This window comes from Burkholderia sp. B21-005 (genome assembly GCF_020843965.1).
In the GTDB taxonomy this organism is placed as follows: Bacteria; Pseudomonadota; Gammaproteobacteria; order Burkholderiales; family Burkholderiaceae; genus Burkholderia; species Burkholderia ambifaria.
On record NZ_CP086301.1, the window covers coordinates 3,225,270 to 3,237,936 of the forward strand.

Below are 12,667 nucleotides of genomic sequence, written 5' to 3' on the forward strand. Positions count from 1 at the left end.
CGGTTACAGCTCGACGCTCGAGAGCGCCGGTTCGAGGGCGGCCTTCGGCAGCTTCGCGCGCCGCTCGGGCGGCAGCGCCTGCAGTGCGCGGCGCCCGCGCAGCCCCAGGAAATATTCGTGGATGAACGGATGGTCGACGTTCGCGGCCTCCTCGACCGGCGCGGCCACCAGCACCTTGCGGTCGGCCAGCACCGCGACGCGCGTCGACAGCGCGACCATCGTGTCGAGGTCGTGCGTCACCATCACGACCGTCAGCCCGAGCGTGCGGTGCAGCGTCGCGATCAGCTCGACGAATTCGTCGGATGCCTGCGGGTCGAGGCCGGCGGTCGGCTCGTCGAGGAACAGCAGTTCGGGCTCCAGCGCGATCGCGCGCGCGATGCCGACCCGCTTCACCATCCCGCCCGACAGCGCGGCCGGCATCTTCGACGCGTGCTTGCACGGCAGCCCGACCATCTCGAGCTTCAGCATCACGATGTCGTGCAGCAGGTCGGGCGGCACGCGGCCGAGCTCGCGCAGCGGCTGCGCGACGTTGTCGAACACCGTCATCGACGAGAACAGCGCGCCCTGCTGGAACAGCATCCCCGAACGCGTGCGCATCATCCGCGCGGTCGCGTCGTCGATCTTCGCGGTGTCCTCGCCGAACACCTTGATCGTGCCGGACGTCGGCCGCTCGAGGCCGAGGATCTGCCGCACGAGCGTCGTCTTGCCCGACCCCGAGCCGCCGACGATCGCAACGATCTCGCCGCGCCGCACGTCGAAATCGAGCTTCTGGTGAACGATATTGCGCCCGTAGCGCTTCGTCAGGTTGCGCACCTCGATCACGAAATCGTCACCGGGCGTGCCGGCCGATCCGGCGCCGGCTGCCGCCGTATGGGCGCTGGCGGCACCGGCCGCCGAGTCGTTCGACGCGTTCATCCGAGCCCCACGTTCTGGAACATGATCGCGAACACCGCGTCGGCGAGGATCACGACCGTGATCGACGAGACGACCGACGTGGTCGTGCCTTCACCGAGGCTTTGCGAGTTCGCCTTGATCCGGAAACCGAAATGGCATGCGACCAGCGCGATCAGCATGCCGAACACGACGCCCTTGCCGACGCCGATGTACAGGTTCGCGATCGGCACGACGCCCGGCAGCGAGCGCACGAAATAGTTGATGTCGATCCCGAGCACGAATTTCGCGGCGAGCGCGCCGCCGCTCAGCGCGATGATGTTGGTCCACATCACGAGCAGCGGCATCGCGACGCCGAGCGCGAGCACGCGCGGCAGGATCAGCCGCAGCCCGTGCGGGATGCCCATCACGCGCATCGCGTCGAGCTCCTCGGTCACGCGCATCACGCCGATCTGCGCGGTGATCGCCGAGCCCGAGCGGCCCGCGACGAGGATCGCCGACAGCACCGGGCCGAGCTCGCGGATCACCGACAGCCCGAGGATGTTCACGATGTAGCGGTTCGCGCCGAATGTTTGCAGCTGCTGCGCGGACAGGTAGCTGAGCACGATACCGATCAGGAACGCGACCAGCGCGGTGATCGGCAGCGCCTGCGCGCCGGCGCTGTAGATGTTCGCCGAGGTTTCCTTCCACGGCATCGTCTTCGGACGGCGCAGCACCGACAGCGCGTCGAGGATCACGAGGCCGAACATCGCGATGCCGCCCTGCAGATGCTCGGCGAACGCGAACAGCATGAAGCCGAAGCGCGTGATCGGGCCGAAGTGCACGACGCGCTCGGGGGCCTCGCGCTGGCTGTCGAGCCGCTCGATGCGCTCGAAGATCGTGCGCTGCGTGGGGCTCAGCGCGACGCCGTCCGGCAGCTTGCGGCCCCACACGCGCCACAGCGCCTGGCCACCGACGTGGTCGAGTCGTTCGATGCCGGACAGATCCCATTCGCTCACGCGCCCGGACGCGATGCCCGCGACGCGGCGCGCGACCGCGCCACGGTTGCGCGCGAGCGCGAGCGCGGTCCATTGGCCGTACAGGCGCACCGTCTGGCCCTGGCCGCCGGCGTCGACCGACAGGCCGGGAGGAGTCTCGAAGTCCAAGGGCGGGTTGTTTGCAAAAGGTTGACAGCGGCCATTGTAGCGAACCGCCCGGCGCAGCGACGTGAGGATTTCCGTCGCGGCGCCCGGCCGGCGCGCCGGCCCGAGGCGCCTGCCTGCACATGCGTGGGCCGGATCGGCTTGCCTCGCTGGCGACCTTTCATTCTTCCGTCATGTTTCCTTTCGATACTCTCACGCGCGCACATCAGGCCGTCGGCGCCCGCGCCGCCATTTCGTTGCGCACCGCGCACTTCATCGTCGCGATTCATAGAACAGAACACCGAACAGGACAACCGATGCGTCTCCCCCCGCTTTCCCGCCGCCGCGTGGGCTTCGCCGCCGCGCTCGCCAGCCTCGCCTTCGCCCTCGCCGGCTGTGGCGGCGACGACGTCACCGCTCCGCCGTCGCAGGCCCAGGCACCGGCCGGCACGACCGCCACGCTCGCGCTGCTCGAAACGACCGACCTGCACACCAACGTGCTGTCATATGACTATTTCAAGCTCGCCGCCGACAACTCGCTCGGCTTCGAGCGCGTGTCGACGCTGATCGCGCAGGCGCGCGCGCAGTATCCGAACACGCTGCTGCTCGACAACGGCGACACGATCCAGGGCACCGCGCTGTCGGACTACCAGGCGCTCGTCAAGCCGATCGGCTGCGACCAGACGCTCGCGATCTACAAGGTGATGAACGCCGCGAAGTTCGACGGCGGCGGGATCGGCAACCACGAGTTCAACTACGGGCTGCCGTACCTGTCGCAGGTGACCGGCAACACGTTCGACGTCGACGGGCTGCCGGCCCCCGCGCAGCAGAAGAAGTGCGCGGGCCCGAACTTCCCGCAGGTGCTCGCCAATGTGATCAGCGCGAAGACCAACGCGCCGCTGTTCACGCCGTACACGATCCTGACCCGCACGGTGACGGCCGTCACGCCCGACGGCAAGACGGTCAGCGCGCCGGTGAAGGTCGGCATCATCGGCTTCACGCCGCCCGCGATCATGAACTGGGACAAGCGCTGGCTCGACGGCAAGGTCTATACGACCGGTCTGAAGGAAGCGGCTGAGAAGTACATTCCGGAGATGCGCGCGAAGGGCGCCGATCTCGTCGTCGCGATCTCGCACGGCGGCCTCGACAACGCCGCGTATTCGCCGACGATGGAAAACGGCAGCTGGTGGCTGTCGAAGGTGCCCGGCATCGACGCGATGCTGATCGGCCACTCGCACCAGGTGTTCCCGGATGCGAACAGCACCGTGCCGCAGTTCAACCTGCCGGGCGTCGACAAGGCGAAGGGCACCGTCAACGGCGTGCCGACCGTGATGGCCAACTTCTGGGGCAAGCATCTCGGCGTGATCAAGCTCGGCCTGAAGTTCGACGGCAATGCGTGGAGCGTCGACAAGTCGCTGACGACCGTCGAGGCGCGGCCGATCCAGAATGCGGACAAGAGCTACGTCGCCGCCGACCCGTCGGTCTCCGCCGCGATCGCCGCCGAGCACCAGGCGACGATCGACTACGTGAAGACGCCGATCGGCTCGACCGACTACCGGATGAACTCGTACTTCGCGGACGTCGGCGATCCGGGCGCGATCCAGATCGTCAACGAGGCGCAGGCCGACTACGTGCGGACCTACGTGCAGGCGAACCTGCCGCAATACGCGTCGCTGCCGGTGCTGTCGGTCAGCGCGCCGTTCAAGAGCGGCTTCGGCGGCGGCAGCGACTACACCGACGTCGCGCCGGGCGCGCTCGCGATCAACAACGCGGCCGACCTGTACCTGTATCCGAACACCGTGTACGCGGTGAAGGTGAACGGCAGCGACGTGAAGAACTGGCTCGAGACGGCCGCGAAGCGCTTCAACACGATCGACCCGACCAAGGCGACCGTGCAGCCGCTCGTCAGCAGCTTCCCCGGCTACAACTTCGACATGTTCACGTCCGCCGATCTCGCGTACGAGATCGACGTCACGCAGCCGGTCGGCAGCCGGATCAGGAACCTGACGTACAAGGGCGCGCCGATCGACCCGAACGCGCAGTTCATCGTCGCGACCAACAACTACCGCGCGAGCGGCGGCGGCAACTTCCCGGGCCTCGACGGCAGCAAGACGATCTTCGCGTCGCCCGACGCGAACCGCGACGTGCTGATCTCGTTCATCAAGAAGCGCGGCGCGATCACGCGCGCGGCGGACGGCGCGCAGCGCAGCTGGCGCTTCACGAAGCTCGCGAGCTCGGTCGCGCACGTGCGGTTCACGTCGGCGCCGAATCGACTCGGCGACGCGGCGGCAGCCGGCCTGAGCGGCCTCACGCAGGTCGCGGCCGACGACGGCTCGGGCAAGAACCTCGCAATCTACGAGATCGACCTCACGCAATGACCATGAGACCCGCGATGCAACCGATCCGGACGATGCGGCCGGCCGAGGCCGGCTTCACCGCCGCCGCGCGGCGCCTGCTGCGCGCGAAACTCCCGCCCGCCGCGTTGCTCGCGGCGGCGGCCGTGACCGTCGCGGCCGTCGTCGCGACGACCGGCTGGCGGGCCGCCGGCCCCGCGCCGAGCACCGCGCAGCTCGACGAGTGGCAGGCGATGGTCGCGCAGGCCGTCGAACCGCACGCGCTCGCGCAGTTGCGCACCCTCGCACGCCGCGGTTCGGGCGACGCGCAGGCGGCGCTCGGCATCGCGCTCGTCGATGCGCGCGAGCCGGGGCTGCGCGACGAAGGGCGCGGCTGGCTGGAAACCGCCGCCGACGGCAAGACCGACTCGCTCGCCGCGCGACGCGCGCAGCTCGCACTCGGCAAGGCCCTGCTGCTCGGCAGCGGCGACATCCCGAAGGACTACGCACGCGCCCGCGCGCTGCTCGGCGAAGCGGCCGGCCAGGGCGACCCGGCCGCCGCGTACTACCTCGGGCTGATCTACCGCAGCGGCTACGGCACCGCGGCCGACCCCGTGCAGGCCGCGCACTGGTTCGAGCTCGCGTCGCGCGCGGACATCCCGGCGGCGGACTTCATGCTCGCGAACGCGTACCGCGACGGTAGCGGCGTGCCGCGCGACGAAGCGCGGGCGCTTGCGCTGTATCGGCGTGCGGCGGAACACGAGCTGCCGGAAGCCGTGCAGACGCTCGCGATGGCGTATCGCAACGGTGAGTTGGGGCTCAAACCCGATGCGGATGAGTTCCACGCGCAGTGGATCGAGACCGCGCATGCGTTGAAGCATCCGGTCATCGCGCCCTGACGGTGCGGCAATGTGCGGCGGGCCGCCAGTCCGCCGCGGACCGGCGCACGTGACATCCCGCGATCGATCCAGGGATGCCACGTCTGATACGGGGGGACGGACCGCTCCGCGCGGCGCGGCAAACGCGGCACCGTCGAACGCCGCGGCCAAACCGCCGCCCGGCACGCACCGCCCCCCTGTCGCTACAATATGCGCCATGAACGCCCCCACCTCCTCCGACACGCCCGATACCGGTGACGGTGACGCGCGCATCGCGCGCAACCGGCTCGAGGCGCACCTGGATGCCGCGCCGCGCGCGTGGCCGCTCGACATTGTCACCGCCACCGGCTCGACCAACGCCGACGTCGCGACGCGCCTGAAGGCGCTGCCGCGCACCGCGAACGCGCTGCCCGCGCCGCTCGTGCGCGTCGCGTTCGAGCAGACGGCCGGCCGCGGCCGGCAAGGCCGCCCGTGGTTCGCGCAACCCGGCAACGCGCTGCTGTGCTCGGTCGGCTGCATCGTGCCGCGCCCCGTCGACGCGCTCGCCGGTCTCAGCATCGCGATCGGCGTCGCGCTCGCGGAAGGGCTCGCCGCGCTGCCGCTCGACGCCCGCTCGCGTGTCGCCCTCAAATGGCCGAACGACCTGCTGCTGACGGCCACCGACGACGGTACGTCGCACATCGTCGGCAAGCTCGCCGGGATCCTGATCGAAACCGTGTGGAGCACCGCCGACGCGACCGCCGTCGTGATCGGCTTCGGCATCAACGTGCGCGGCGCGGAAGCCGTCGCCGCACAGGTCGAAGCGCTGCGCGCGCGCGAAGCGACGCTCGCGAGCGGGCTGCCGCCGGCCGCGCTGTCGGCCGCGTGCGCATCGGCCAACCTCACCGATACGCTCGCCGCCGCACTGAACGCGCTCACGCCCGCACTCGCTCAGTTCGGCACCGACGGTCTCGCGCCGTTCCTGCCGCGCTGGCACGCGCTGCACGCGTACGCCGGGCGCGAAGTCGTGCTGCTCGAACAGGGCGTCGAACGCGCGCGCGGCATCGCGACGGGCATCGACGCGACCGGCCAGCTGCTGCTCGACACACCCGACGGCGTGCAGGCGATCGCGGCCGGCGACGTATCGCTGCGCGAAGCGCAATGAACGAGCCGCATCTGCTGATCGACGCCGGCAACAGCCGGATCAAGTGGGCGCTCGCCGATGCGCGGCGCACGCTCGTCGACACGGGCGCCTTCGGCCATACGCGCGACGGTGGTGCCGATCCCGACTGGTCGGCCCTGCCGCGTCCCCATGGCGCATGGATCTCGAACGTCGCGGGCGCCGACGTGGCCGCACGGCTCGACGCGCTGCTCGACGCCCGCTGGCCGGGCCTGCCGCGCACGACGATCCGCTCGCGGCCCGCGCAATGCGGGGTGACGAACGGCTACACGACGCCCGAACAGCTCGGCAGCGATCGCTGGGCCGGCTTGATCGGCGCACGTGCGGCGTTCCCGGGCGAGCATCTGCTGATCGCGACGTTCGGCACGGCGACGACGCTCGAAGCGCTGCGCGCGGACGGTCGCTTCACCGGCGGGCTGATCGCGCCGGGCTGGGCACTGATGATGCGCGCGCTCGGCACGCACACCGCGCAGTTGCCGACGCTGACCACCGACATCGCGAGCGGGCTGCTCGCGGGCGCGCAGGCCGAGCCGTTCCAGGTCGATACGCCGCGCTCGCTGTCGGCGGGTTGCCTGTACGCGCAGGCCGGGCTGATCGAGCGCGCATGGCGCGATCTCGCCGATGCGTGGCAGGCGCCCGTGCGGCTGGTGCTGGCAGGCGGGGCGGCGGACGATGTCGCGCGCGCGCTGACGCTGCCGCATACGCGGCACGACGCGCTGATCCTGTCGGGGCTTGCGTTGATCGCCGCGGACGCGGCGGCGCAGGATTGACGGAAACTGGCCAGCATCGCGCCGACGGCGTCGATGGATGCCCGGCTGCGTGCTTCGTCACGGGAAGGATGGAAAAACGGGCGCCGGTGTGTGCGCCCATGCAGGCAGCCGGCCGCCCACGCGGCTCGGCCGTCGCGAACGATCGCCAGCTGCAATGGCAACCTCTGCCATGCGGCCGGCCCGACTGAACGGTTGAACGACTGAACCACGACGAGGAGTGTCGACGATGCTGCGCTGGCTGATCGCTGTTCTCTTTCTCGCGAACCTGCTCGCGTTCGTGGCGGTGCGCGGCGTGTTCGGGCCGCCGCCGGCGGCCGGCGCGCGCGAACCGGGCGTGCTGTCCCGGCAGGTGCGGCCCGATGCAGTGCATGCGATGCCGCTCGCGCAGGCGACCGATCAGCCCGTGATCGGCGGTCCGATCGCCGCGCCGGCCATCACGGCGGAGCCGCTCGCGGCATCCGCGCCCTGACGGCGCGGCGCGCGCATCAGGACTGCTGCGCGCGCACCTTCTTCAGCAGCGCGGTGGTCGAGCGGTCATGCGCGAACGGAATCGCGAGCGCACGACCACCCCAGCCGCGCACGATGGCCGATTCCGGCAGCGCGTCCATGTCGTAGTCGCCACCCTTCACGAGAATGTCCGGACGGACGGCCTCGATCAGCGACACCGGCGTCTTTTCCTCGAACTTCACGACCCAGTCGACGCTCTCCAGCGCCGCGAGCAGCGCCATCCGGTCGTCCTCGCGGTTGATCGGACGGTCGTCGCCCTTGCCGAGCATGCGCACCGACGCATCACTGTTCACGCCGACGATCAGGCAGGCGCCGAGCGCCTTGGCATCGGCGAGATACGTGACGTGGCCACGGTGCAGGATGTCGAACACGCCGTTCGTGAACACGACGGGCGAAGGCAGCGAAGCGCGCAGGGCAACCAGGGCGTCGCGGGTGATCAGCTTGCGTTCGAAGGTAGCGGACATGATGGAGTTCGGATGGCGTGAGTGGCGCGCAGTGCACGTCGCGGCGGGACGCGGCGGCGCCAGATAAAAAGCCCGCCGGCGGGCCGGGCGGGCTTCATGCAGGAATTCACTGCGACGATCGCAACCGGCGGAGCGTCACGGCGGCTGCGCCGCCGCGCGGCCTCAGGCCGGTTGCGCGGCCGACGACGGGCCGCTTTCGGACTGCAGGCGGCCGGTGACTTCCTTGCGATAGCGGTTCAGCTCCTGCGCGGTCGCGAACGTGCGCTCGAACAGGATCGACAGGTTGTGCAGGATCCGGTCGACGACCTTCTTTTCCCACTCGCCGTCGAAGCGGATCTGCTCGTCGAGCCAGCGCTCGAGCCATTCCGGATCGGGCAGGCGCGACTGCACGGTGTCGCGCGGGAACAGCGCCTGGTTCACGTGCAGGTTGGTCGGGTGCAGCGGCTTCTCGGTGCGGCGCGCCGACGCCATCAGCACGCCGATCTTCGCGAACGCCGCGCGCGCGACGTCGCCGCAGTTGTTCAGCGCCTTCTTCATGTAGCGCAGGTAAGCGCCGCCATGGCGCGCTTCATCGCGCGAGATCGTTTCGTAGATGTGCTTGATGACCGGCTCGGTGTGCCAGTCGGCCGCGCAGCGATACCAGTGGTTCAGGCGGATCTCGCCGCAGAAGTGCAGCATCAGCGTCTCGAGCGGCGGCGCCGGATCGAACTGGAAGCGCACCGCGTGCAGCTCTTCCTCGGTCGGCACCATTTCCGGGCGGAACCGGCGCAGGTATTCCATCAGCACGAGCGAATGCTTCTGCTCCTCGAAGAACCACACGCTCATGAACGCGGAAAAGTCGCTGTCGTGCTGGTTGTCGCGCAGGAACATTTCCGTCGCGGGCAGCGCCGACCATTCGGTGATCGCGTTCATCTTGATCGTCTTCGCCTGCTCGTCGGTGAGCAGCGAAGCGTCGAACTTGTCCCACGGAATGTCCTTCTCCATGTCCCAGCGGACAGCTTCGAGCGACCTGTAAAGTTCCGGATAAAGCATGGTGTTCATGATGGTCCCACCCCTGTTCTGCGCAATGCGACTTCTCTAAACGTGACTGTTGCCGCGTAGGCGCGCGAGCGCGCTTTTTTGCAGCCAAGACTCTAATTTTACGCGGGAATCCAGCCGCCGGACGCAGATTCCGCATCCGGCAGCCGGGCGGCCGCGCCGCCGCCTCGAGGCATGCCGCAGCCCCGCTCCGCTCGAACGGAACCGGCCGCGCGTGCCTCATGTGGGGGCCGGCGCAGGCCGGCTCGTAGACGAGCCGGCCCCGGCGTCACACGGCTCCCGGACGGGTTACCCGTACGGCTGCCGGACGGCAGGCTGCTCGATATGGTGTATACGGCGGCGGCCATGATAGCACGCACCCATGACGGTTCCGAGACGCCGGCCCGGTCGCGCGCCGCCAACGGCGGCGCGGCAATCGGTCGCGGGTGGGCGTCGCGAAAACGCAACCAATCTGTAAGGCGCATCTGCTTCAACTCCGTTTCCGGGGAGCCGGGCTCCCATCAGACCCGTATTTCGCCCGTCGCGATGCCGCCGTCCGGCGGGGTGCCGGTCGTCGGTGCGCTGCAGCCATCGGCCCCCGCGATCCAGTCCGCCAGCGTGTCGCGCTGCGCGCGCCCGTCGCGATAGCCGAGCTCGATCAGCTCGCGCGTGAACGCCTCCTCGAACAGCAGGTAGCTCGCGAACGACGCGCCGGCCGGCTGGCTGCCGCCGATCGCGCCGAGCAGCCCGCGCATCGTCGCCGGCATCTCCTTCAGGTGTTTCGCGGCGATCAGCTCGATGCGCTCGGACGGCGCGATCGCGAGCACGTCCACGTGCCGCCAGCCGCTGTCCACTTCGACCTGCTGCGGCAGGTGCTCGATCATCCGGTTGATGTGCTCGATGCGCTCGATGTCCGCGCCGATCGAGTCGAGAAACACGCTCGCAAGCACCTGCTGGCCGATCTGCGCGAGCGTCGGATAGCCGCGCACCCGCCCCGAACCGTTCGCGGCGGGAATCTCGGGCCGCGGATCGGCCGCGCCGATCACGAGGATCCGGTTTGCGCCGAAGTGGATCGCCGGCGACAGCGGCGCGACCTGCCGGATCGACCCGTCGCCGAAGTACTCGATCTGTCCGTCGAGCACGAGCGGCACGGCCGGGAACACGAACGGAATGGCCGACGACGCGAGCAGGTGCGACGCCGACAGGTCGACGAGCCGCGCGGTGCGCTGCGCGCGCCGCCATGCCTGGATCGGCTCGGCGGCCTGGTAGAACGTCAGATGCCGCCCGCTTGAATAGCTGAGCGCCGTGATCGAGAGCGCATGCAGCAGCCGGCTCTCGAGCATCTGCTCGATCCGGTGGAAACTCAGCTCGCGCTGCAGCAGGTGCGCGAGCGGCGCGTTGTCGAGCAGCCCGCGTGGCGAACGGCGTGCCGCCCAGCCGAAGGTCATCGCCGCGAGCCAGCGAGCACCCGCCGCCGCGATGCCGAGCCAGTCGGTGCGATACACGTAGTCCGCGCGCAGCGGCTCCCAGAATTCGAGCAGACGCCGCACGCCGTGCGAAAAATCGTCCGCGTGACTCGCGATCGACGTTGCATTGATCGCCCCGGCCGACGAGCCGCATACGACCGTAAACGGCACCGTATGCCGATGCGGATCAGCCTCCCGCGCGATCTCGGCCAGCGCCTTCAGCACGCCGACCTGGTAGGCGGCGCGGGCGCCGCCCCCCATCAGAACGAGCGCGAGCCGCATGATCGACCTGCCATCCGGTTCGCGTCAGGTCGAGCGCTTCGGCGGACGCGTCGCGGGCGACGAAGCGGCCGCCGCGCGCGCCGCGGCCGAATCGGACGGCTTCGCGCGCTTCGCGGCCGGCTTGCGCGGCGCGGCGGCAGCGGCCGCGGCCGGTGCGGGCGGTTCCGCCCGCGCCGTCGGCGCGGCCTGCCCGGGCGATACATCGCCCGGCTGATCCGCCTGCACGCCCGGCTGCGTCATCGCAAGGCTCGCGAGCTGATTGAACTGCGCCTGCAGCAGGTTCCACCAGCCGGCCGGGTCGAACGCCTGCTGCGCGGCGTCGCCTGCCGGCGGCGCCTCGGCAGCGGCTGCCGCTGCGTCCGGCGCGTGCTGCGCATCGGCGCGCGGCGCGGACGCCGCTTGCGCGGCCGCGACCGCAGCTTCCTCGGCCGCCGACATCGAGCTCTGCGCGAATGCGCCGAACGCACGCAGCGTCGCGAGCGTCGCGCGCTGTACCTCGAGCGCCTGGATCGCGGACTGCAGCATCCCGAGATTGAGCTTGAGCCATTGCTCGACCGCGCGCAGATCGGTGATCCGCTTGTCGAGCTCCTCGACGCTCGTGAGCGGCGCCATCATGTCGGACATGCTCGACAGCGACGGCGGCAACCCCGAGGCGGCGCCGGGAAACGACGCCATCCCGCCGAACGGCGACATCCGCATCATGTCCCACATCCGGTCGAGCATGTCGGCAGGCTTGAAACCGGCAAAGCCGGCGAAGGGGTTGGAGCCGGAGGCTTCGTTCGTCATTACGGGCATCCTGGTTGACTGGGTGAGCGAAGCGGCCGGCACGGGTCGCGCGGCCGCCCTGGTTCGATGATAGCGCGCGTCAGAACGGTGCGTCGCCGGGGAAGTCGGGCGGGCGCCGCTCGCGCAGCGAGCGGATGCCTTCCTGCACGTCGGGCCCCGAGAAGCCCATGAATTCGAGCGCGAGCGACGTATCGAACGTCGGCCCGGCGCTGCGCAGCCAGTTGTTCAGCGCGTACTTGGTCCAGCGGATCGCCGACTGCGACCCGTGCGCGAGTCGCTCCGCGACTTCGTACGCCTTCGGCAGCAGCTCGGCCGGCTCGACCGCGAGCGACACGAGGCCGATCCGCTCGGCCTCCTCGCCGCTCACCGGCTCGCACAGCAGCAGGTAGTACTTCGCCTTCGCCATCCCGCACAACAGCGGCCACACGATCGCCGCGTGATCGCCGGCCGCGACGCCGAGCCGCGTATGACCGTCGATGATGCGCGCATCCTTCGCGGCGATCGAGATGTCGGCGAGCAGCCCGGCGACGAGCCCCGCGCCGACGGCCGGGCCGTGCATCGCGGATACGATCGGCTTGCTGCAGTTGATCACGTTGTAGACGAGGTCGCGCGCCTCGCGCCACACACGGGCGCGCACGTCGAAGTCGTTCGCCATCGCCTCGACGAGCGCGAGATCGCCGCCCGCCGAAAAGCCCTTGCCCTCCCCGCGGATCACCGCGACGCGCGTATCGGGATCGCGGTCGACGTCGCGCCAGATGTCGGCGAGTTCGCGGTGCATGCGTTCGTTCGCGGTCGCGAGGCCGCTGCGGTTCGCGCCCTCGCCGCTCATCACGATATCGAGCACGCCATGATCACGGCGCGTCACCTTCAATGCTTCGTAACCGCCGTATGCGGCAAGATCGGCCATGCGCAGCTCCCGGTGCTTGAGGCGTTTGAACGCCTGAATCGAGTGTAGCCAAGCCCGCGCGGGCAAACATCAGGCGAAACCCGGCG

At 69.9% G+C, this 12,667-nt stretch carries 12 protein-coding genes; 5 read left to right on the plus strand and 7 right to left on the minus strand.

The features are described 5' to 3' along the window. Positions 1 to 3: 3 nt before the first annotated feature. Together LMA02_RS15015 and LMA02_RS15020 are read right to left on the minus strand one after the other, a co-directional pair. Entirely contained in the window at positions 4 to 915 is a 912-nt protein-coding gene (locus LMA02_RS15015) for an ABC transporter ATP-binding protein (protein ID WP_228905877.1), read from the minus strand. Next, on the minus strand, positions 912 to 2,036 hold the full coding sequence (locus tag LMA02_RS15020) for an MlaE family ABC transporter permease (protein WP_175670648.1): 1,125 nt from the start codon (positions 2,034 to 2,036) through the stop codon (positions 912 to 914). The genes LMA02_RS15015 and LMA02_RS15020 overlap by 4 nt, the downstream gene beginning before the upstream one ends. A gap of 293 nt (positions 2,037 to 2,329) precedes the next feature. On the opposite strand from LMA02_RS15020, the gene LMA02_RS15025 reads away from it, so the two are divergent. The 5 genes from LMA02_RS15025 to LMA02_RS15045 all read left to right on the plus strand — a co-directional run bounded on the left by LMA02_RS15025 (position 2,330) and on the right by LMA02_RS15045 (position 7,621). Then, positions 2,330 to 4,390, plus strand: coding sequence for a bifunctional 2',3'-cyclic-nucleotide 2'-phosphodiesterase/3'-nucleotidase (locus LMA02_RS15025; RefSeq protein WP_228905887.1), 2,061 nt, complete (start codon positions 2,330 to 2,332; stop codon positions 4,388 to 4,390). A 14-nt stretch (positions 4,391 to 4,404) separates the two neighbouring features. Continuing rightward, entirely contained in the window at positions 4,405 to 5,244 is an 840-nt protein-coding gene (locus LMA02_RS15030) for a tetratricopeptide repeat protein (protein ID WP_228905889.1), read from the plus strand. Positions 5,245 to 5,440: 196 nt separating this feature from the next. After that, positions 5,441 to 6,367, plus strand: a complete 927-nt coding sequence (locus LMA02_RS15035; protein WP_228905894.1) for a biotin--[acetyl-CoA-carboxylase] ligase — start codon at positions 5,441 to 5,443, stop codon at positions 6,365 to 6,367. Further along, entirely contained in the window at positions 6,364 to 7,152 is a 789-nt protein-coding gene (locus LMA02_RS15040) for a type III pantothenate kinase (protein ID WP_228905896.1), read from the plus strand. The genes LMA02_RS15035 and LMA02_RS15040 overlap by 4 nt, the downstream gene beginning before the upstream one ends. A 226-nt stretch (positions 7,153 to 7,378) precedes the next feature. Next, complete coding sequence (locus LMA02_RS15045; protein WP_228905898.1) at positions 7,379 to 7,621, plus strand: hypothetical protein; 243 nt, start codon at positions 7,379 to 7,381, stop codon at positions 7,619 to 7,621. A 16-nt stretch (positions 7,622 to 7,637) separates the two neighbouring features. On the opposite strand, the gene rfaE2 is transcribed toward LMA02_RS15045, so the two are convergent. The 5 genes from rfaE2 to LMA02_RS15070 form a co-directional block, all read right to left on the minus strand. Beyond that, on the minus strand, positions 7,638 to 8,123 hold the full coding sequence (gene rfaE2 / locus LMA02_RS15050; RefSeq protein ID WP_105787132.1) for a D-glycero-beta-D-manno-heptose 1-phosphate adenylyltransferase: 486 nt from the start codon (positions 8,121 to 8,123) through the stop codon (positions 7,638 to 7,640). A 162-nt stretch (positions 8,124 to 8,285) separates the two neighbouring features. After that, positions 8,286 to 9,164: a hypothetical protein gene (locus LMA02_RS15055; RefSeq protein ID WP_006755359.1), complete on the minus strand. Its 879-nt coding sequence runs from the start codon at positions 9,162 to 9,164 to the stop codon at positions 8,286 to 8,288. A gap of 497 nt (positions 9,165 to 9,661) precedes the next feature. Beyond that, the gene (locus tag LMA02_RS15060; RefSeq protein ID WP_166726060.1) at positions 9,662 to 10,888 is read right to left on the minus strand and encodes a patatin-like phospholipase family protein; all 1,227 of its coding nucleotides are present in this window, start codon (positions 10,886 to 10,888) and stop codon (positions 9,662 to 9,664) included. Between the two features lie 24 nt (positions 10,889 to 10,912). Further along, complete coding sequence (locus LMA02_RS15065) at positions 10,913 to 11,674, minus strand: PhaM family polyhydroxyalkanoate granule multifunctional regulatory protein (protein WP_228905900.1); 762 nt, start codon at positions 11,672 to 11,674, stop codon at positions 10,913 to 10,915. 79 nt (positions 11,675 to 11,753) lie between these two features. Continuing rightward, a complete protein-coding gene (locus tag LMA02_RS15070) occupies positions 11,754 to 12,581 on the minus strand; it encodes an enoyl-CoA hydratase/isomerase family protein (protein WP_166726592.1) in 828 nt (275 codons plus the stop codon). Positions 12,582 to 12,667: the final 86 nt, after the last annotated feature.